This is a genomic window from Prevotella sp. tc2-28 (genome assembly GCF_900107705.1).
In the GTDB taxonomy this organism is placed as follows: Bacteria; Bacteroidota; Bacteroidia; order Bacteroidales; family Bacteroidaceae; genus Prevotella.
On sequence record NZ_FNRE01000005.1, the window covers coordinates 39377 to 60167 of the forward strand.

The 20791-nt window shown below is 51.7% G+C and carries 17 protein-coding genes and 2 tRNA genes; 14 read left to right on the forward strand and 5 right to left on the reverse strand.

Annotated elements, in window-relative coordinates; all coding sequences use genetic code 11:
* Positions 1 to 59: 59 nt before the first annotated feature.
* Positions 60 to 995: a DMT family transporter gene (locus BLU47_RS05785; protein WP_091960161.1), complete on the forward strand. Its 936-nt coding sequence runs from the start codon at positions 60 to 62 to the stop codon at positions 993 to 995.
* Positions 996 to 1015: 20 nt separating this feature from the next.
* Here BLU47_RS05785 and BLU47_RS05790 read toward each other — a convergent pair whose 3' ends face one another.
* The gene (locus BLU47_RS05790) at positions 1016 to 1621 is read right to left on the reverse strand and encodes an FKBP-type peptidyl-prolyl cis-trans isomerase (protein ID WP_091959729.1); all 606 of its coding nucleotides are present in this window, start codon (positions 1619 to 1621) and stop codon (positions 1016 to 1018) included.
* Between the two features lie 6 nt (positions 1622 to 1627).
* Positions 1628 to 3169, reverse strand: coding sequence for a glycine--tRNA ligase (locus BLU47_RS05795; RefSeq protein WP_091959732.1), 1542 nt, complete (start codon positions 3167 to 3169; stop codon positions 1628 to 1630).
* 126 nt (positions 3170 to 3295) lie between these two features.
* On the opposite strand from BLU47_RS05795, the gene BLU47_RS14535 reads away from it, so the two are divergent.
* From BLU47_RS14535 to BLU47_RS05845, 11 genes are all read left to right on the forward strand, one after another.
* Positions 3296 to 3478, forward strand: a complete 183-nt coding sequence (locus tag BLU47_RS14535) for a hypothetical protein (protein ID WP_143025485.1) — start codon at positions 3296 to 3298, stop codon at positions 3476 to 3478.
* Between the two features lie 564 nt (positions 3479 to 4042).
* Positions 4043 to 6724 carry a DNA gyrase/topoisomerase IV subunit A gene (locus BLU47_RS05800; protein WP_091959734.1) on the forward strand — a complete coding sequence of 894 codons (2682 nt, stop codon included), beginning with the start codon at positions 4043 to 4045 and terminating at the stop codon, positions 6722 to 6724.
* Entirely contained in the window at positions 6714 to 7520 is an 807-nt protein-coding gene (locus BLU47_RS05805; protein ID WP_091959737.1) for a DUF3316 domain-containing protein, read from the forward strand. The genes BLU47_RS05800 and BLU47_RS05805 overlap by 11 nt, the downstream gene beginning before the upstream one ends.
* Positions 7517 to 8509, forward strand: coding sequence for a S41 family peptidase (locus BLU47_RS05810; protein WP_091959740.1), 993 nt, complete (start codon positions 7517 to 7519; stop codon positions 8507 to 8509). Before BLU47_RS05805 ends, BLU47_RS05810 begins: the two co-directional genes overlap by 4 nt.
* 58 nt (positions 8510 to 8567) lie before the next feature.
* A tRNA-Leu gene (locus BLU47_RS05815) sits at positions 8568 to 8648 on the forward strand.
* A gap of 5 nt (positions 8649 to 8653) precedes the next feature.
* Positions 8654 to 8727, forward strand: a tRNA-Val gene (locus BLU47_RS05820).
* A 97-nt stretch (positions 8728 to 8824) separates the two neighbouring features.
* Entirely contained in the window at positions 8825 to 10138 is a 1314-nt protein-coding gene (gene fucP, locus BLU47_RS05825; RefSeq protein WP_091959742.1) for an L-fucose:H+ symporter permease, read from the forward strand.
* Positions 10139 to 10143: 5 nt separating this feature from the next.
* A complete protein-coding gene (locus tag BLU47_RS05830; RefSeq protein ID WP_091959745.1) occupies positions 10144 to 11889 on the forward strand; it encodes a Na/Pi cotransporter family protein in 1746 nt (581 codons plus the stop codon).
* Between the two features lie 101 nt (positions 11890 to 11990).
* On the forward strand, positions 11991 to 13661 hold the full coding sequence (locus BLU47_RS05835) for a Na/Pi cotransporter family protein (protein WP_091959748.1): 1671 nt from the start codon (positions 11991 to 11993) through the stop codon (positions 13659 to 13661).
* 22 nt (positions 13662 to 13683) lie between these two features.
* Positions 13684 to 14346 (forward strand): response regulator transcription factor, encoded by a 663-nt coding sequence (locus BLU47_RS05840; RefSeq protein ID WP_091959750.1) that lies wholly within the window; start codon positions 13684 to 13686, stop codon positions 14344 to 14346.
* 252 nt (positions 14347 to 14598) lie between these two features.
* Positions 14599 to 15270 carry a sensor histidine kinase gene (locus BLU47_RS05845; protein WP_369796970.1) on the forward strand — a complete coding sequence of 224 codons (672 nt, stop codon included), beginning with the start codon at positions 14599 to 14601 and terminating at the stop codon, positions 15268 to 15270.
* Positions 15271 to 15303: 33 nt separating this feature from the next.
* Here BLU47_RS05845 and nrdG read toward each other — a convergent pair whose 3' ends face one another.
* From nrdG to BLU47_RS05860, 3 genes are all read right to left on the reverse strand, one after another.
* Entirely contained in the window at positions 15304 to 15789 is a 486-nt protein-coding gene (gene nrdG, locus BLU47_RS05850; protein WP_091959755.1) for an anaerobic ribonucleoside-triphosphate reductase activating protein, read from the reverse strand.
* Positions 15790 to 15810: 21 nt separating this feature from the next.
* On the reverse strand, positions 15811 to 17916 hold the full coding sequence (gene nrdD / locus BLU47_RS05855) for an anaerobic ribonucleoside-triphosphate reductase (protein ID WP_091959758.1): 2106 nt from the start codon (positions 17914 to 17916) through the stop codon (positions 15811 to 15813).
* 208 nt (positions 17917 to 18124) lie between these two features.
* Positions 18125 to 18589 (reverse strand): Lrp/AsnC family transcriptional regulator, encoded by a 465-nt coding sequence (locus tag BLU47_RS05860; protein ID WP_091959761.1) that lies wholly within the window; start codon positions 18587 to 18589, stop codon positions 18125 to 18127.
* Positions 18590 to 18782: 193 nt separating this feature from the next.
* Between BLU47_RS05860 and BLU47_RS05865 the strand changes: the two genes are divergently transcribed.
* Positions 18783 to 20072: an O-acetylhomoserine aminocarboxypropyltransferase/cysteine synthase family protein gene (locus BLU47_RS05865; protein ID WP_091959764.1), complete on the forward strand. Its 1290-nt coding sequence runs from the start codon at positions 18783 to 18785 to the stop codon at positions 20070 to 20072.
* Positions 20069 to 20710: a response regulator transcription factor gene (locus tag BLU47_RS05870; RefSeq protein ID WP_091959767.1), complete on the forward strand. Its 642-nt coding sequence runs from the start codon at positions 20069 to 20071 to the stop codon at positions 20708 to 20710. Before BLU47_RS05865 ends, BLU47_RS05870 begins: the two co-directional genes overlap by 4 nt.
* Positions 20711 to 20791 lie beyond the last annotated feature (81 nt).

Here is a 20791-nt window from a genome sequence, read left to right on the forward strand (position 1 = left end):
TTACGGAAAAGAATGATGACACCTGCCCGTCTTCATCGTTTATAATTAAAAATGGAATGATGAAAGACAACAAAGCATTGATAGCCCATCTGAGCATGTTCGGAGCCTGTGCCGGATGGGGACTGATGGCTCCTGTGGGCAAGGATGCCATGACGCACGGCTTCGACGGCATCACCATGGTCACCTTCCGCGTGGTGGGAGCCTGTCTGCTGTTCTGGCTGGCCTCTCTGTTTGCGCCCAAGGAGCACGTTCCGCTGCGCGACAAGCTGATGTTCATCGGTGCCGGACTCTTCGGACTGGTGTGCAACCAGTGTTGCTACACCATCGGACTGAGCATCACGTCGCCCATCAATGCGAGCATCGTCACCACGTCTATGCCCATCTTCGCCATGTTGCTGGCAGCCATCATCCTGAAGGAGCCCATCACGGGGAAGAAGGCGACGGGCGTGCTGATGGGTTGCAGCGGAGCGCTCATCCTCATCCTGACCTCTGCCGCTCACGCCAGCGACAAGGTGGGCGACATCCGGGGCGACCTCTTCTGCCTCTTTGCCCAGTTCTCCTTCGCGCTGTACCTGTCGCTGTTCAATCCGCTCATCCGTCGGTACAACGTGTTCACCATCAACAAGTACATGTTCTCGTGGGCAACGCTGATGCTGCTGCCGTTCACGTTCGGCCATGTGTCGGAGGTGCTGGCCGAGCCCATACCTGCCAAGACGTGGTGGGAGGTGGCCTACGTCGTGTGCATCGGAACATTCTTCGGCTATATCCTGACCATGATAGGACAGCGCACGCTGCGCCCGACCGTCGTCTCGGTCTACAACTACGTGCAGCCCATTGTTTCCGTGGCTGCCTCGCTGCTGATGGGCATCGGCATCCTGAAGCCCACGCATGCACTGGCGGTCGTCCTGGTGTTCAGCGGTGTGTGGCTGGTCACGAAGTCGAAGTCGCGTCGCGACATCGAGATGGCGCGAAAGAAAAGCGAGGAAGCTCAATAGCCTCCTCGCTTTTATCTTGATCAGTATTCCTTCTTACTCCAGTAGTCTGCCAGCCACATCTCGAATGTGAGCATGCTGTAGGCCGGTATGTTACTCGTGGCGCTGCTGCCGTAAGCCAACTGGTAGGGGATGTAGGCTATGACATGGTCACCGACGTCCATGTGCTGAAGTACGGTGGAGAAGCCTTCGATGAAGCTGCCTACGCGTCCCTGGTAGGGGGTGCTGACCACAGGGTCGTACTTTCCGTAGAACGAGCTGTCGAAGATCAGTCCCTGCGCATATCGGGTGGATGGCTGCAGTCTGCCCGAATAGTGCACCTCGACGGTGTCGGTATAGAGCGGACATCCCGAACCGGTTCCCTCTTCCAGCACGCGCACCACCACATAGTCGGTGGGCAGGAACTCCTTTTCCGAGACATCCGGGCGCAGGCAACCCTTGTACAGCTTCCAGTCGCGCTCGCCGGCGGCTATCGACGCCTTGGCCTCGTTATACACTTTCAGGAAGGCCTGTTCGTTGGTGTACTGCCAGTTAGGATATTCCTCAACCTTGTCGTCAGACTCCTGGCAGGAGGCCATGAAGCCTAACAGCAGCAGCGGATAAAAGAACAACAGAATCCTTTTCATCATCACGTATTATTGCAGTTTCTTTAACAGGCTGACGATGCTCACCTTGTCTTCGATGATAGCGGCCAGGTCGCCGATGTTCACGCGCTCCTGCTCCATGGTGTCGCGGAAGCGGAGTGTCACCTTGCCGTCTTGCAGTGAGTCGTGGTCGACGGTGACGCAATACGGTGTACCGATGGCGTCCTGACGGCGGTAGCGCTTGCCGATGGAGTCTTTCTCGTCATACTGGCAGTTGAAGTGGAACTTCAGGTCGTTGATGATTTCGCGCGCCTTTTCGGGCAGTCCGTCCTTCTTCACCAGCGGCATGACGGCGAGCTTGACGGGAGCCAGTGCTGCTGGCAGTCGGAGCACGACGCGTGTCTCGCCGTTCTCCAGTTTCTCCTCGCAGTAGGAGTGACACATGATGGAGAGGAACATACGGTCTACGCCGATAGAGGTCTCGATGACGAACGGCGTGTAGCTCTCGTTGGTCTGCGGGTCGAAGTATTTGATGCTCTTGCCTGAGTATTTCTCATGCTGCGACAGGTCGAAGTTGGTGCGCGAGTGGATGCCCTCCACCTCCTTGAATCCGAACGGCATCTTGAACTCGATGTCGGTGGCGGCGTTGGCATAGTGGGCCAGCTTGTCGTGGTCGTGGAAACGGTAGTTCTCGGCGCCGAAGCCCAGTGCCTGGTGCCATGCCATACGCGTCTGCTTCCACTTGGGGAACCACTCCAGCTCGGTGCCGGGCTGTACGAAGAACTGCATCTCCATCTGTTCGAACTCGCGCATGCGGAAGATGAACTGTCGGGCTACGATCTCGTTGCGGAAGGCCTTGCCAATCTGGGCGATGCCGAAGGGTATCTTCATGCGGCCCGTCTTCTGCACGTTCAGGTAGTTGACGAAGATGCCCTGTGCAGTCTCAGGGCGCAGGTATACTTTCATCGAGCCGTCGGCGGAGGCGCCCATCTCGGTGGAGAACATCAGGTTGAACTGGCGCACGTCGGTCCAGTTGCGGGTGCCGCTGATGGGGCATACGATTTCCTCGTCCAGGATGATCTGCTTCAGCTCGTCCAGGTCGGGGCCCTGCATGGCGGCGGCGTAGCGGGCGTGCAGCGCGTCGCGCTTCTCCTTGGTTTCCTTCACGCGCTCGCTAGTTTCCATGTACTTGGCCTCGTCGAAGCTATCGCCGAAGCGCTTGCGGGCCTTCTCGACCTCCTTCTGAATCTTCTCGTCGTACTTGGCTATCTGGTCTTCGATGAGCACATCGGCGCGATAGCGCTTCTTCGAGTCGCGGTTGTCGATGAGCGGGTCGTTGAAGGCATCCACGTGTCCGCTGGCCTTCCAGATAGTGGGGTGCATAAAGATGGCTGAGTCGATGCCCACGATGTTCTCGTGCAGCAGTACCATTGATTTCCACCAATATTCCTTGATATTGTTTTTCAACTCCACGCCGTTCTGACCGTAGTCATAGACGGCTCCTAATCCATCGTAGATGTCACTGGAGGGGAACACGAAACCATACTCCTTGCAGTGACTTACAATCTTTTTAAATACGTCTTCTTGTGCCATAAAAATACTATAATTTCGAAATTATGGGTGCAAAGGTAGTGCAATTTGGGCGGATTACCAAAGGAAAACAAAAAAAAATCCCTCCGCGCTTCACAGCGGGGAGGGTGCAAAGAATCTAAAATATCCATGAATATGGTAAAAACCTATCATCCTTCATCGACACCATCGATGATGGTGCCGGAATCGCCGGGGGTATCGCCGGGGGTGCCGCCGGAATTGCCGGAATCGCCGGAATCACCGGGATTGCCGGAATTATCGTTAGCGCTAGTTCCCGTTGAACTGCCCGGTTTCTTTCCGCTGTTGATGTAGTATTGCCGTGCGTAGGCTTCGATGGCGTCGAGCTGTGAGATAACTTGTGTTCAAACTCATAATACTATAGTTTTATATCGGTTTTAGAATGAGAAAAGTCAATCTGAGGGGGTGTCCCGAGGGTTGTGACATACCCCCATTTCAATCTGAGGGGGTGTCCCGAGGGTTGTAACATACCCCCATTTCAATCTGAGGGGGTGTCCCGAGGGTTGTAACAGTGCCACATTTTCAAAATCCACCCTCGCACAGGGGATTTTACGCCCCTTGTGAGCCCGTTGCACCCCTGCAACCGAACGCAAATATACAAAATAATCCCACACGGTGGTGCTCACCGCGTGGGATTTTAGGCTTATTTAAGATTTCGAGGCTGTTTAGTAGCCTGCTCTTACGTATGCTGCACTAGATTGTCATTTCAATGCTGCAAAGCATAAGAACTTTTTCCCATAACGCCAAAGAACTTACGGGGAAAAATCTGCTGCGGAGGCAAAAGCAAGGCGCAAAATTTGCGCATATCGATTTTTTTCTGTATATTTGCACGAAAATTATTCCGATAACTATCAAAGAATGGACGACGAAATAAAAGACCAACTTTCCGAGAGCACCGAGGCGCACTCCGACTACACCCCCGTAAACCGATTCGACGCTGCTGCGGTACACCACCTCAGCGGCATGTACCAGAACTGGTTCCTGGACTATGCCTCGTATGTCATCCTGGAACGTGCCGTGCCGCACATCGAGGACGGACTGAAACCGGTACAACGACGCATCCTGCACTCGATGAAGCGCATGGACGACGGACGATACAACAAGGTGGCTAACATCGTGGGACACACGATGCAGTTTCACCCACACGGCGACGCTTCCATCGGCGACGCACTGGTGCAGATGGGTCAGAAGGACCTGCTGATAGACACGCAGGGTAACTGGGGTAACATCCTGACAGGTAACAGGGCGGCGGCTCCGCGATACATCGAGGCGCGACTGTCGAAGTTCGCACTCGACACGGTGTTCAACCCAAAGACCACCGAATGGCAGATGTCATACGACGGCCGCAACAAGGAGCCCATCACACTGCCCGTGAAGTTCCCGCTGCTGCTGGCGCAGGGCGCCGAGGGCATTGCCGTCGGTCTGTCGTCGAAGATTCTGCCCCACAACTTCGTGGAGCTGTGCGACGCGGCCGTCAGCTACCTGCACGGCGAGGAGTTCCACCTGTATCCCGACTTCCCCACCGGCGGAAGCATCGACGTGTCGAAATACAACGACGGACAGCGCGGCGGCGTGCTGAAGGTGCGTGCCAAAATCGAGAAACTGGACTCGAAGACGCTGGTCATCCGCGAGATACCGTTCTCGAAGACCACGGAGACGATTATCGACTCGATACTGAAAGCCATCGACAAGGGCAAGATCAAGGCACGCCACGTGGAGGACCTGACGGCTGCCAAGGTGGAGATACAGGTGCAGCTGGCGCCCGGCGTGTCGTCGGACAAGACGCTGGATGCGCTGTATGCCTTCTCGGACTGCGAAATCAACATATCGCCCAACTGCTGCGTCATCGAGGACAACAAGCCGCAGTTCCTCACCGTCAGCGACGTGCTGCGCCACTCGGTGGAACGCACGAAGGACCTGATACGCCAGGAACTGGAAATCCGCAAGGGCGAACTGCTGGAACAGCTGCACTTCTCGTCGCTGGAGAAAATTTTCATCGAGGAGCGCATCTACAAGGACAAGAAATTCGAGCAGGCGCCCGACATCGACACCGTATGCGAGCATATCGACGAGCGACTGACTCCGTTCTATCCGCAAATGGTGCGCGAGGTGACCAAGGACGACATCCTCCGACTGCTGGAAATCAAGATGCAGCGCATCCTGAAGTTCAACAAGGACAAAGCCGACGAACTCATGGCGCGCATCAAGGCGGAGATAGAAGAGATAGACCGCGATCTGGCAAACCTGGTGGAGGTGACCGCACAGTGGTTCACCTTCCTCAAAGAGAAATACGGCAAGGACCATCCGCGACTGACGGAGATTCGCAACTTCGACACCATCGAGGCTACCAAGGTGGTGGAAGCCAACCAGAAGCTATACATCAACCGACAGGACGGATTCATCGGTACGGGACTGAAGAAGGACGAGTTCGTATGCAACTGCTCCGACATCGACGACATCATCCTGTTCTACAAGGACGGCAAGTTCAAGATTGTCCGCGTGGCCGACAAGCTGTTCGTAGGCAAAAACGTGATGTACCTGAACGTGTTCAAGAAGAACGACCAGCGCACCATCTACAATGCCGTCTACCGCGACGGCCGCAAGGGTTTCTACTATATCAAGCGATTCAACGTGTCGAGCGTCACCCGCGACCGCGAATACGACATCACAGCAGGCACCGACGGGTCGCGCGTGGTGTACTTCACCGCCAACCCCAACGGCGAGGCTGAGGTCATCAAGGTGACACTCGACCCGGCACCGAAGCTGAAGCGCATCTTCTTCGAGAAAGACTTCTCGGAGGTGCTTATCAAAGGGCGATCGGCAAAGGGTAACCTGCTGACGAAATACCAGGTACACCGCATCGGACTGAAGAGCCACGGACACTCCACACTGGGAGGCCGCAAGGTGTGGTACGACCCCGACGTGAACCGTCTGAACTACGACGAGCACGGACGACTGCTGGGCGAATTCTACGACGACGACCAGATTCTGGTCATCCTGCAGAACGGCGACTACTACCTGACCAACTTCGACCCCAACAACCACTTCGAGGACAACATACAGCACCTGGAGAAATACGACGCGGACAAGGTTTGGACGTGCGCGCTATTCGATGCCGACAACCAGGGCTATCCGTATGTCAAGCGATTCCAGATGGAGGCCACCAAGCGCAAGCAGAACTACCTGGGCGAGAATGCCAACAACCAACAGCTGCTGCTGACGGACACTGCTTACCCGCGCCTGCTGGTGACCTACGGAGGCGACGACGACTTCCGCGGTTCCGAGGAGATTGATGCCGAGCAGTTCATATCCGTCAAGGGATTCAAGGCGAAGGGCAAGCGTCTCACCACCTTCCAGATTGAGAAGATAGAAGAGCTGGAGCCCACACGATTCCCCGAACCGCCAGCATCTTCCGACGAGGATGACGAGGAAGAAGAGCAAGAGACTGACCTGGACCCTGATGCCGGAAAGAGCCAGCAGGACGTCCTGGACGAGCTGACCGGTCAACTCACCCTCAACTTCTCACCCGATGAAACGTAAGCTCCTCCTTGCAGCACTCCTCTTCCCATTCGTCACCCTGGCAGCTCAAACGGGAGACAGCGTGAAGGTCATCACCAACAGTCAGATGATTGGACTGGGGGGCACTCACGTGCTCGACACCTACTTGTCGGACGAACACTTCAAGGGCTTCGGCATCACCTACCTGTCGCACACGGAACGACAGCGAACGGGAAGGCGATGGAGCACCATCCTGGAACATGAAGCCAACCTGTCGTCGGTCAAAGACCGCGCCAACAAGAAACAGGAACTGGAGGGGGCCTATAACCTGTATTGGGGAAAACTCTACCAGTGGCAACTGATGGACAACCACCTTAGGCTACAGGCTGGCGGACTGGTAAATGCCTCGCTGGGATTCATCTACAACACCTCCAACTCCAACAACCCCGCACAGGCCAGGGCACACCTGAACGTGATGCCCACGGTGGCTGGCAGTTACCGCTTCTGTCTGTTCAACAAGACACTGGTGGCGCGCTACCAGATGAGCATGTCACTCTGCGGCATCCAGTTCTCACCCAACTACGGACAGTCGTACTACGAGATATTCTCACGCGGCAACTACGACCATAACGTGGTGCCCACCACCTTCGTGTCGGCTCCCGAATGGCGACAGCTATTCACCATCGATGCGGCTCTCACCAAGCGGTTCACCCTGCGCATCGGCTATCTGGGCAACATGCAGCAGTCGAAGGTCAACGGTATCCGCCAACACATCTACACCCACCGCCTACTCATCGGTTTCACCAGAACGTTCTCCATAACCCATCACGCCTTATGAAAAAATATCTTGTCTTTCTGGTTTCTCTCGTCTTACTGGCGTCCTGCGTGGACACGGAAGAACGGCCAAACACACCTTCGGGCAACTTCGAGGCATTGTGGCAGATTATGGACGAGCACTACTGCTTCTTCGACTACAAACGGCAGGTCTACGGACTGGACTGGAACGAGGTGTATAACAAATATAAGGTACGCGTAAACGACAAGATGACGGAGACACAGCTCTTCGAAGTGCTGTGCAACATGCTCAGCGAACTGCGCGACGGACATGTCAACCTGACCTACTCGATGGACTACGGGCGCTATTGGGCGTGGCAGGAGGACTATCCCAAGAACTTCAGCGACTCGTTGGAGCGACGCTACCTCGGCACCGACTACAAGATAGCCAGCGGCATCTCCTACCGCGTGCTGGACGACAATATCGGCTACGTGCGCTACGAGTCGTTCCAGAAACCTGTCGGAGAAGGCAACCTGGACGACGTGCTCACCTACCTCGCCCTGTGTCGCGGACTCATCATCGACATCCGCAACAACGGGGGCGGCGACCTGACGACCGCAGAACTGCTGGCCGGAAGGTTCGTGCAGGAAAAGACGCTGGTGGGCTATATGCAACACAAGACGGGAACAGGGCACAACGACTTCTCCAGCATGGAAGCCACCTACCTCGAGCCGTCAAGTAACATCCGGTGGCACAAACCCGTATGCGTGCTCACCAACCGCAGCGTCTACAGTGCTGCCAATTCCTTTGCAGTCATGATGCACGCACTGCCAAACGTGACGCTGGTAGGCGACCACACGGGAGGCGGTAGCGGAATGCCTATGAGCAGCTCGTTGCCCAACGGATGGCCTGTACGCTATTCGGCTTGTCCGATGTATGACAACAAACAGCAGCACACGGAGTTCGGCATCGCTCCCGACGTGGCGGTGGGCATTGGTTCTTCGGGCAACGACGAGATTATTGAAACAGCAAGAAAAATACTCGTCAAGTAAAATTTTTCCATTTCTTTTGGTTTTTTGCTCGCTTATTCGTACCTTTGCACCCAATTCTGCGCCTGTGGCGGAATTGGTAGACGCGCTAGACTTAGGATCTAGTGTTTCCGACGTGCAGGTTCGAGTCCTGTCAGGCGCACAAAAGTCGGCATAGCTCAGCTGGTTAGAGTATCACCTTGACATGGTGGGGGTCCTTGGTTCGAATCCAAGTGTCGACACACAAAAACAAAATCAAGAGAAAATGCCCGTTTTCTTGTCTATTTCAAAAAGAATCATTATCTTTGCAGCCAATAACTACTTAGCGTAACCGAAACAATGGACAAAGAAAGCAACCAATCCATCATTTCCAAAGACGGCGTAAGCTATCTTGTACCCTTTATTCTTGTCACCTCATGTTTTGCCCTGTGGGGCTTTGCCAACGATATCACCAACCCGATGGTGAAAGCATTCTCCAAGATTTTCCGTATGAGTGTCACCGACGGGGCACTGGTGCAAGTAGCCTTCTATGGCGGCTATTTCGCCATGGCCTTCCCAGCAGCGATGTTCATCAGGAAATACTCCTACAAGGCGGGAGTGCTGATGGGACTGGGACTCTATGCAGTAGGTGCACTACTCTTCCTGCCTGCCTCGATGACGGGCATGTACTACCCATTTCTGGCTGCCTACTTTATCCTGACCTGCGGACTGTCGTTCCTGGAAACGAGCTGTAACCCGTATATCCTGTCAATGGGTACCGAGGAAACGAGCACGCGTCGACTGAACCTAGCTCAATGCTTCAATCCGATGGGATCACTATGTGGCATGTATGTGGCGATGAACTTCATACAAGCCAAGCTGAACCCGGCATCTACCGAGGAACGCGCACTGCTCAGCGACCAGGACTTTGCCGCTATGCGAGACAGCGACCTGGGTGTGCTCATCACCCCATACCTGATAATCGGAGCGGTGATCGCCCTGATGTTCATCGTCATCTTCTTCACGAAGATGCCGCATAATGCCGACCAGAACCACGACGTACACCCGCTGGCAACACTAAAGCGTATCTGCCATATCGACTACTACCGCGAGGGAGTCATCGCCCAGTTCTTCTATGTAGGCGTACAGATCATGTGCTGGACGTTTATTATCCAATATGGTACGCGCGTATTGATGAACGAAGGAATGACGGAGATTGACGCCGAGGTGATGTCGCAACGCTACAACATCATCGCTATGGTTATCTTCGTCAGTTCAAGATTCATCTGCACCTTCTTCCTGAAATACATCAACGCAGGTGCACTGCTGGGCATCCTCGCCACCGTGGGCGCACTGCTGACACTGGGTGTCATCTTCATCGACGGGCGCATGGGACTCTACTGCCTGGTAGCCATCTCGGCATGCATGTCGCTGATGTTCCCCACCATCTACGGCATTGCCCTGCAAGGACTAGGCGACGACGCCAAATTCGGAGCCGCCGGACTCATCATGGCAATCCTGGGCGGTTCGGTACTTCCACCGCTACAAGCTAACATCATCGACCAGCACACCCTGTTCGGCATGCCTGCCGTCAACGTATCGTTCTTCTTGCCGCTGGTATGCTTCCTCGTCATTATCGTTTACGGATACAGAACTTACACTAGAACAAAATAGTATTTATGGACAATTCTCAGAGTTATCTATTGCTGGCCTTTCGCCTGTTAGGCTCACTGGCCCTCCTCATGTATGGTATGAAAACCATGAGTGACGCCCTCCAGAAAATGGCTGGACCTCAGTTGCGTCACATCTTAGGAGCCATGACGACCAACCGCTTCACGGGAATGCTGACAGGTATCGGCGTGACTGCTGCTGTACAATCATCAACAGCCACCACCGTGATGACCGTCTCATTCGTATCTGCTGGACTGTTGACACTGGCACAGGCTATCTCCGTCATCATGGGTGCCAACATCGGTACCACACTGACTGCATGGATTATGTCGGCAGGATTTTCGTTTAACATCACCGACTTTGTCTATCCGGCATTCTTCATCGCCATCATCCTCATCTACCGTAAGAGCAATCGCGTGGTGGGTGACTTCCTGTTCGGTATCGCCTTCATGTTCCTCGGACTGGGCACCCTGCGTCAGACAGGTATTGACATGAACCTGGGACAGAACGAGTCGGTACTAGCCTTCTTCTCGTCGTTCGACGCACAGGCATTCTCCACAACCCTGCTGTTCCTGCTCATAGGTGGCATCCTGACGATGTGCGTACAGTCGTCAGCTGCCGTGATGGCAATCACCATGATACTCTGTTCGTCGGGAGTGCTGCCCATCTACCAAGGCATTGCCCTGGTCATGGGTGAGAACATCGGCACAACAGTCACTTCAAATATCGTAGCACTCTCTGCCGGAACACAGGCCCGCAGGGCTGCCTTTGCACATATGTTCTTCAACCTGTTCGGAGTCTGCTGGATACTCATGGTGTTCCGTCCGTTTGTCGATATGGTATGCGGACTGGTAGGCTACGACGTAACGATGACGAAAGACGTAGGCAATGCTGTATTTCTGGCTAATGCCGCCAAACTGAGCTTCGTACTGGCTGCCTTCCACACTTGTTTCAACCTGGTGAACACAGGTATCCTCATCTGGTTTATCCCCCAAATAGAGAAATTGGTCTGCCGCGTCATCAAGTCGAAGAAGGAGGACGAAGAGGAGGATACTCGTCTACACTATATCCAGGGCGGTCTGATGAAGACACCGGAAATCTCGGTACTGCAGGCTCAGAAGGAGATTACACTCTTTGGCGTCCGCATCCAGCGTATGTTCGGCATGGTGCGCGACCTGCTCGACGAGAAAGATGCCGACAAGTTCACCAAGCTGTATAGCCGTATTGAGAAATACGAAGGCATCAGCGACAACATGGAGATTGAGATTGCCCGTTATCTGGAACAGGTCAGCGACGCACACCTCTCTGATGAGACGAAACAGAAAATACGTTCCATGCTGCGTGAAATCAGTGAGATAGAGAGTATCGGCGACGCCTGCTTCAACTTGGCACGCACGATGAACCGTCTGATGCAGTCGAACAAGGACTTCACCGAGAAGCAGTACAAGGAATTGCGTAATATGATTCAACTGACTGACGACTCACTGACGCAGATGAACGTAGTCATGCAGGGCCGTTATGAAGAGGGCGAGCTCCGCACACCGGAAGGTCAGATTATCAACAAAAACGAGACGTTCCGCATTGAGAACGACATCAATACACTGCGTAACCAACTGAAGGCCGAGAACATCAAGGCTGTCAATGAACATGAATACGACTATAGCGTCGGCACGATGTACACCGACATCGTCAGCGAGTGCGAGAAACTGGGTGACTATGTCGTCAACGTCGTAGAGGCCCGACTGGGCAAGTAACAGGATTGTAATATCTTCGTAACCATAACTTAATACCGATTATTGGGTGGTGCAACGGAAATACCGTATCTTTGCAACATCAACCAATAATCGGTATTATTATGTTACAGACAAATCCAAACTATCTGATGATCAGCCTCCACATCCTGGGGGCACTCGGACTACTTATCTTCGGTATGAAGACGATGAGCGAGGCCTTGCAGAAAATGGCAGGGCCACAGCTCAGACACATATTGGCCCGGATGACAACCAACCGTTTCTCGGGTATGTTGACGGGAATGCTCGTCACTTCTGCCGTGCAGTCGTCATCCGCAACGACGGTTATGACTGTCTCGTTCGTCAATGCCGGTCTGCTGACATTGGCACAGGCCATCTCCGTCATCATGGGTGCCAACATCGGTACCACACTGACTGCATGGATTATCTCGCTGGGCTACAACGTAGACCTGACAAGCGTCGTCTACCCTGCCTTCTTCTTTGGCATGGTACTCATCTACCGACGCCGGCACCGCTACGCAGGCGACTTCCTGTTCGGCATTGCCTTCATGTTCCTGTCGCTCGTCATGCTGAGCACTTGCGGTAAGGCACTTGATCTGGCCAATAACCCTGATGTGGTGAACTTTTTCAGTTCGTTCGACACATCGAAGTACAGCACCATCCTCATCTTCCTGGTCATCGGTACCGTCATTACCTGTATCGTGCAGTCTTCTGCCGCCGTGATGGCCATCACAATCCTGCTATGCTCGACAGGAGTGTTGCCCATCTATCTGGGCATTGCCCTCGTCATGGGTGAGAACATCGGTACTACGGCTACCGCTAACCTGGCAGCACTAGGGGCTAACAGACAGGCGCGACGGGCTGCTCTTGCCCACCTTATCTTCAACGTGATAGGGGTCACCTGGATACTCTGTGTGTTCTATCCCTTTGTCGACATGGTGCTGGACCTGGCTAACGGAGCGTCGCTGCCCGTCGTGCTAGCCTTGTTCCACACATGTTTCAACGTCACGAACACAGCATTGCTCATCGCTTTCATCCCTCAGATAGAACGTATCTGCTACTTCCTGATCAAGGACGACCAAAAGGAACAGAAGGAGGAGTTCAGCCTGCAGTATATTGAGGGAAACGTGATGAAAACACCGGAAATCGCTGTCCTACAAGCACAGAAGGAGACGATACGCTTCGCCCAGCGTATGCAACAGATGTTCGCGATGGTCATACAACTGGCTGACACAAAAGACGACAAACAATATGACAAGCTGTTCGTCCGCATTGCCAACGAAGAAGATGTCTCTGACAAGATAGAACTGGCTATCGCCAACTATCTGGAGCAGGTCAGCAATGCCCATCTCTCCGACGATACTAAGGAGACGATACGCCGCATGATGCGCGAGATAGGTGAACTGGAGAGCATCGGTGACGCTTGCTACAACCTGGCACGTATCTTGAAACGCAGACGGGAGGCCGGACAAGCGTTTACCCAGGGACAACTAAAGAGCATCGGACAACTAATGACACTCGTAGACAAAGCACTGACGCAGATGAATATCGTCATGAGCGGTCATCACGGCACTCAACCGGCACACGAGACATACAACATCGAGAATGCCATCAACAGCCTGCGCAACCAGCTCAAAGACGAGAGCATGAAGGAGGTGAACGACCATACCTATACGTACATCATTGGTACCATTTACAACGACTTTATCAACGAATGTGAGAAACTTGGCGACTACGTGGTCAATGTTGTAGAGGAACGACTTGGAATTTCATAATTAATTTTGTATCTTTGCAGCCATGAAACGGATACTGATTGTCGATGACGAACGTGACCTGTGTGCCATCCTGGACTTCAACCTGCGATCGGCAGGATACGAAACCACTGTAGCTCACTCCGCTGAGGAGGCCTTGCAGCGAATGGAGACAGAACAGTTTCACCTGCTCCTATTGGATGTCATGATGGAGGGGATGTCGGGATTCGAAATGGCACGCCACCTGCGGCACTCCATCCCCATCATCTTCCTCACCGCAAAGGACACAGAAGAAGACATGCTGGAGGGATTCCTGCTGGGGGCTGACGACTACATCGCAAAGCCTTTCAGCATCAAGGAGGTACTGGCACGCGTGAAAGCCGTATTGGGAAGGACGTCGTCGGCAGAGACTTCACCTGAGACACTCTGCTACGAGGGACTGTGCATACACCTGCGTAGGAAAGTGGTGACGATGGACGGCAAGGAAGTCAACATCACACGTACGGAGTTTGAACTGCTGCTCCTGCTGTTACAGGAGCAAGGCCATGTGTTCAGCCGACAACAACTGATAGAACGGGTATGGCCCAAGGATGTCATCGTGACGGACCGTACGGTGGACGTAAACATCACACGACTACGCAAGAAGATAGGGCACTATGCCAACCATATCGTGACCAGACAGGGATATGGTTATTGTTTTGAACCATAAGCAATGAAAAAAATGAGTGAAGGAAGGAAGATGTTTCTAAGCGTGATGGCGATATTCCTGATATATGCCGTCATCTTCGTGTTGTTCGAAGACTACGACAGAAGCGCGCTCTCACCTTTTGCTGAACCCTCAGACTGGCACCTGCTCTTCTTCTCCATCTTCGTCATGAGCGGTCTAGGCTGGCTACTACACCGCTATGCATGCAGAATGGACGAACGCATCAGTCGAGAACAGGCCGCCAAGGAGAGTCGCATGCGCCGACAGTTGACCAACAACATTGCGCATGAACTGAAAACCCCCGTAGCCAGCATCCTTGGCTACACCGACACACTACTGCAGCATCCTGATGTGGACGAGGCTACTCGTCTGCAGTTTATCGAACGTACACATGCCCAAGCAGAGCGGTTGACTGCTTTGCTACAGGACATCTCAACCTTGAATCGCATCGACTATGCACCAGACCAGCTGACGATGGAACGTACCGACGTGTCCTGCCTGGTCAGCGACATCGTCCAGGAAACCTCCCTTACACTGACGAGACACCACATGACATTGCGCAACTGTCTACCAGGCGACATATGTATCAAGGGTAACCCTTCACTACTATACAGCATTTTCCGCAACCTTATCGACAATGCCATCAACTATGCCGGAGAAGGGACCACCATAGCTATCTCCGCAGAAGAGCAATCCGACTGCTGGAAGTTCCACTTTAGTGACAACGGACAAGGCATTGCCAACGAATTCCTGCCTCGCATCTTCGAACGGTTCTACCGGATTGACAAGGGACGCAGTCGCCAGCTAGGAGGCACCGGACTGGGACTTGCCATTGTCAAGAACGCCGTCCTGCTGCATGGGGGGACCATCACGGCAGAAAACATTTCGCCCCACGGCCTTCTCTTCGTTTTCACACTGAAGAAATAACCGTAGGGCGATATGCTATGGAGTCGTTGGAAATCAAGCCAACTGACCTACCGGCTTCCGCCAAAAGCGATAAGTAATGTCCTCAAACGAGCCGTCAGTGAGCTGACGATAAAGGCGCTGGTTGGTGGTGGGCGATTTCAATGGACCCAGATGATTGATGTAAGGACCTACCTTGATATAGTCGAAGTCCGACTTGTTAACAATCGAAGGTATGCGAATGCGACCACTATACCATGCCACATGAAACTGAGGATAATACTCGTGAATGTATTGGGCCAACTGGTTAACAGCCTTCGGGTCGGCATCACCACCCATGAATGAGATACAAGTGATGTCTGTACCATACTGATCAACAAACTGATCTATAGCATTCGTATCTAAGGGGATCCCGACGTCCTCCCACAGATAACGACTGTGGCAGCCCGGACAGTGACAAGGGCAATTAGAGATATTAATTGCCAATGTCACCTCGTCGGGTATCTCCTGAAAAACAATTCCTGTATTAACGTACTTAAGCATTTCGCAACAAGCTATTAGCCCTTATTTGTGTGCTCCTGCATGTGCATAGTAACGACGTGCAGCCTCTTCCTGACGAGCCTGGGAGAAATTTGACACACGCTTTAGGTAACCAATGATACGTGTCATATAGTCCACATTCTTGGAATGGCAGTGTGGGCACTCATGCAGATAGCGCTTGTCGATATGTCCGCAGTCGTTGCAGACAGTGTTGGGAATATTGAATGTAAAGTAGTTACATCCCTCCTGAGCAGCCACCTTCAGCAGGTGCAGGTACTGCTGCTTAGACAGGTGCTCGTCCAGATTCATGTGCAAGGCGGAGCCACCTGTGAGGTGCTCGATATAAGGAGCGCCATGCAACTTAAACTTATCAATGACGGAAAGCGATTCATCCTCAACAACATAGAAATAGGAGTTATAGCAGTCGCGCGGCACTAGATAACCGTCCTCACGATCCCACTTGGCATGCTTCACGCCAACATTCTCGGCAGGAATCATCTCGCAGTTGAACATCACATCCTTTGAACGATACTGTTTGTTGTACTTCTCAATCAGTCCGAGAATGCCTTGTACAAAGTGCTTATAGTCTTCGTTAGGTGTTATCTTCAGTCCCATGAATTCTGCTGCCTCTACCAGTCCGTTGATACCAATGGTCAGATACTGACGACCGATGTTGATATAACCTGCATCGAACAGGGGTAGCATGCCATGCTCCTGCAACTCTTTCAAATTCTCGTTATAGGCCAGCTGCACCTTATGGCAGAGGTCAATGACGCCGGCAAGATACTCCAGATAGTCTATCTTATGGTTGACTGCATACTGGACACAACGATTCAGGTTGATGGTCAGCACCGACTTGGAACCTGTAGAAACGCCACCTGCTCCTAACGTATAGGAGAAACCATTGTCAGTAATCTCATTGCGTAGACGACAACAAGAAGAAAGAGAGTCTGCATTATCACTCATATAGGTAAAGAACGAGTGTCCTTCACTGTACATCTCAGCCGTGAAGTCGCCCCACTCCTTGTCTTTACACTCACCATTCTCGTCGACGAGCAGTGCCATCGTTTCAACTGGGAAGGTCAACAAGGTCTTTGTACGCTCCTGATTGAACCATTTCATGAAACGCTTCTGAAGCCAGGAGAGTCCATCCCAATCGGGCTGCGAGCCATCGGGGAAATAGAACTCACCAAAGATGCTTTGGAAGTAATATTTGTCGTAATAGGCTACGTTCCAGAACACAGCCTGATAGTTGCGAGCACCAGTGGGTTGGTTGAGCGAGTACACAATCTGTTCGAAGTAGTCAGTGATGACCTTGTCTATGGTACGTTTCTTCAACGAGAGGTCTGCTTGCTGCTCGGGATGCTGCCAATAGTCTTTGCCATATTCCTTGCCTATAAAATAGTTCATATACATCAGGAACTCGGGAGTTGCACAGGCACCAGCCAGCATAGAACTGACCATAAAGACCATATTAATGAAACCACCCGCGAAAGACTTGAGGTTGGTAGGAGCGGTCGAATTGCCACCGATAGCCGTAGTACCGCTGATCAGCCAGGGATACATGGTGATGGATGCACAGTAATTAGCCAACGAGGTCTCGTCATTCTTGTATATAAAATGGTGAGTCAACTTGTCGATATATTCGTCTGCCAGTTCCTTACCGTACATTTTCTTGATACGCTCGGTAAGCAGACGACGGTTCAGACGGATAAAGTTTGACTTAGGCAACTCGCCAATCAGCGTAGCAATGTTCTTATGCTCTACGTTGGCATTGGCGTCAAACTTAGAAGCAGTTGCCGCATTGGCAGACTCCATATAGTCGCTCAGGAACTGCAACTTAGCCAAAGTTTCACGATCTTCAGTGTGGGCCTGACGATACAACATAAAAGACTTGGCCACTTTATAGTGTCCTTCTCGCATCAATGCTTCTTCCACCTGATTCTGAATATCCTCAACCTTAATATCATCCTTGATATCCAGATGGCTGAGTATTTTGGAAATCGTTCCAAGATCAGCAGGAACATTCACACTATCGAATGCTTTTACTATCGCATTCATGATTTTGTCCAACGAGAATTGGTCTTTTGTGCCGTCTCTCTTAGTAATGGTAAAATTTTTAATTTCCATTTTATCTTTCTATTTTTCTTTAGTTATGGTCTCTCTCTTCCCTGTAAAGTTTTCCTTTTTGGACAACTTTTTGTTTTTCGATTTCCAAAAAGTTTCCCGTTTTGGTAAACCCGAATCGATTGCAAAGGTACAAAAAATAACAGAATTGTGTGTACAATTCCATAAGAAATATATGCAAAAAATAGTTAATCCCCCGTAAATCCTCTATTTACAGGCTAAGGCCATAAGTCTGTTTCACTTCACTCATCACAAAAGTGCTTTCGATGGAAGACAGGTTCTCTATCTCTCCCAATTTATTAAGGATAAACTCTTGATATTGTTTCATATCACGCGCGCGAACCTTTAATAAATAATCATAGGCTCCTGAGGTGTTATAGCATTCCGTCACTTCGGGGATGCGCTGGATGCGGCGCACAAAAGCATCTGCTATCTCGTGATTGATTTGTTTCAGCTTGACTTTACAATACACTTGCAGGCCTTGACCTAGTTTTTCCGGATCAAGTATGGCGACATACTTTTTGATATATCCTTTTTTCTCTAGTCGTTTCTGACGTTCGAACACCGGGGTTGGAGTCAGATGAACAGCATCAGCCAACTCTTTTGTAGTCAATTTCGCATTTTTTTGCAGCGTTTTCAGTATCTGCAGGTCGATTTCATCAAGTATTTCTGCCATATCTTAGTATTTTATTCTATTTGAGACCTAAAAAGACGTCTCTTTTAGTATTTTATTCTATTACACCTGCAAAAATAGTGATATTTTCTTAAAACAACAAGAAATTTGGAAGATATTTCTTTATGACGTAACTTTGCACCATCAAAAGTAAACAAAACCAATTCATTAACAAAAAAAAAGAAAGGATAAGATTATGAGCAACAAGAACTATCGATTCGAGACTTTACAACTTCATGTAGGCCAAGAACAGGCTGACCCCGCTACTGACGCTCGTGCAGTGCCTATCTACCAGACCACATCGTATGTATTCCACAACTCACAACATGCAGCCGACCGCTTCGGACTGCGTGATGCAGGCAATATCTACGGTAGACTGACCAACTCGACACAAGGCGTATTTGAAGATCGCGTAGCCGTCCTTGAGGGTGGTGTTGCCGGACTTGCCGTCGCCTCAGGTGCCGCAGCAATCACCTATGCTTTGCAGAACATCGTGCAAGCAGGCGACCACATCGTTGCTGCAGACAACCTCTATGGTGGCTCTTACAACCTGATTACCCATACATTGGCAACACAAGGCATCTCCAACAGCATTATTAACGTCAACGACCTCGATGCTTTGGAAGCAGCCATCCAACCCAACACAAAAGTAGTATATGCCGAAACTTTCGGCAACCCCAACTCCGACGTGCTTAACCTAGAAGGCGTTGCTGCCGTAGCACACAAGCACGGTATTCCGTTTATCGTCGACAACACATTCGGGACTCCATACCTGATTCGTCCACTTGAGCATGGTGCCGACATCGTAGTACACTCCGCCACGAAATTCTTAGGCGGACACGGGAGCAGCCTAGGTGGTGTCATCGTTGACGGAGGCAAATTCGATTGGAAAGCCAATCCAGACAAGTTTCCCTCACTGGCTAAGCCCGACCCTTCCTATCATGGCATTGTATTTGCCGACGTAGTGGGTGCTGCAGCCTACGTCACCCGCATCCGTGCCGTCATTCTGCGTGACACCGGAGCAACCCTCTCACCGTTCAATGCCTTCATCCTACTACAGGGTGTTGAGACCTTGAGCCTGCGCGTCGAGCGTCATGTAGAGAATGCCTTGAAAGTTGTCGACTTCCTGTCAAAGCATCCGAAGGTGGCCAAGGTCAACCATCCTTCCCTGGAAAGCCATCCTGACCACCAGCTATACAAAAAATATTTCCCCAACGGTGGTGCCAGCATCTTCACCTTTGAAATCAAAGGCGGACAGGAAGAGGCATGGAAGTTCATTGACAACCTGCAAATCTTCTCATTACTGGCAAACGTAGCAGATGTGAAGAGTCTGGTGATTCATCCCTATACCACCACCCACTCACAACTTTCGCCGGAAGAACTTGCCGAGCAACATATCACGCCGTCGACCGTACGACTCAGTATTGGTACCGAGCATATCGACGACATCATCAACGATCTATCCCAGGCATTGGATAAAATATGAGAAATTATATCATAGCCGACAACCAGGAATTAACACGACTGGCGTTGATTAGCCTGATCAAACAGGAGGAGAACAAACTCTACGTGGCCAATGACAAAGCTGGCCTCGTAGAGTTGTTAAAGGAGCATGAAAATGCAATAGTGCTCCTTGACTACACCCTGTTCGATTTCAGCGACGAGGACCAACTCCTGATTATTGCAGAGCGCTTCAATCTGTCGGAATGGATACTCATCAGCGACGACCTGACTTCCAAATTCATCCGTCGTGTTGTATATTCATCCCATCAATTTAGTGTCGTGTTCAAGGACGGCCCGTTAAGCGAAGTGCGTGATGCGCTGCAGGCTGTCAACCATCATCAGCGGTACATCAGCCAACGTGCTTTGGAGACCATCATCACCAGCGAGCAACAAGAGGAGTCAACGCCCAGTATTCTGACGGAGACAGAAAAAGAGATTGTAAGGGCTATCGCTCAGGGCAAGTCTACTAAGGAGATAGCTGCAGAACGCTATTCCAGTGTGCACACCATCACGACCCACCGCAAGAATATTTTCCGGAAGCTGGGTATCAATACGGCACATGAAGTCATCAAATATGCCCTGCGAGCGGGATTGGTCGATTCGTCTGAATTCTATATCTAAAGGACTTACCTCTCCTCTGTGAGCTTCGACGTCAGGAATAGTTCGCTTTCATCCATGCGATGATCCTGAGGAAGAGTATCA

Bases quoted from the DNA above. Each gene is read 5' to 3' on its own strand.
- BLU47_RS05795 (WP_091959732.1), bottom strand. From the start codon at position 3,169: ATGGCACAAGAAGACGTATTTAAAAAGATTGTAAGTCACTGCAAGGAG.
- nrdD (WP_091959758.1), bottom strand. From the start codon at position 17,916: ATGGAAATTAAAAATTTTACCATTACTAAGAGAGACGGCACAAAAGAC.
- BLU47_RS05830 (WP_091959745.1), top strand. From the start codon at position 10,144: ATGGACAATTCTCAGAGTTATCTATTGCTGGCCTTTCGCCTGTTAGGC.
- BLU47_RS05860 (WP_091959761.1), bottom strand. From the start codon at position 18,589: ATGGCAGAAATACTTGATGAAATCGACCTGCAGATACTGAAAACGCTG.
- BLU47_RS05865 (WP_091959764.1), top strand. From the start codon at position 18,783: ATGAGCAACAAGAACTATCGATTCGAGACTTTACAACTTCATGTAGGC.
- BLU47_RS05840 (WP_091959750.1), top strand. From the start codon at position 13,684: ATGAAACGGATACTGATTGTCGATGACGAACGTGACCTGTGTGCCATC.
- BLU47_RS05835 (WP_091959748.1), top strand. From the start codon at position 11,991: ATGTTACAGACAAATCCAAACTATCTGATGATCAGCCTCCACATCCTG.
- nrdG (WP_091959755.1), bottom strand. From the start codon at position 15,789: ATGCTTAAGTACGTTAATACAGGAATTGTTTTTCAGGAGATACCCGAC.
- fucP (WP_091959742.1), top strand. From the start codon at position 8,825: ATGGACAAAGAAAGCAACCAATCCATCATTTCCAAAGACGGCGTAAGC.
- BLU47_RS05790 (WP_091959729.1), bottom strand. From the start codon at position 1,621: ATGATGAAAAGGATTCTGTTGTTCTTTTATCCGCTGCTGCTGTTAGGC.
- BLU47_RS14535 (WP_143025485.1), top strand. From the start codon at position 3,296: ATGAATATGGTAAAAACCTATCATCCTTCATCGACACCATCGATGATG.
- BLU47_RS05870 (WP_091959767.1), top strand. From the start codon at position 20,069: ATGAGAAATTATATCATAGCCGACAACCAGGAATTAACACGACTGGCG.
- BLU47_RS05845 (WP_369796970.1), top strand. From the start codon at position 14,599: ATGCGCCGACAGTTGACCAACAACATTGCGCATGAACTGAAAACCCCC.
- BLU47_RS05805 (WP_091959737.1), top strand. From the start codon at position 6,714: ATGAAACGTAAGCTCCTCCTTGCAGCACTCCTCTTCCCATTCGTCACC.
- BLU47_RS05810 (WP_091959740.1), top strand. From the start codon at position 7,517: ATGAAAAAATATCTTGTCTTTCTGGTTTCTCTCGTCTTACTGGCGTCC.
- BLU47_RS05800 (WP_091959734.1), top strand. From the start codon at position 4,043: ATGGACGACGAAATAAAAGACCAACTTTCCGAGAGCACCGAGGCGCAC.
- BLU47_RS05785 (WP_091960161.1), top strand. From the start codon at position 60: ATGAAAGACAACAAAGCATTGATAGCCCATCTGAGCATGTTCGGAGCC.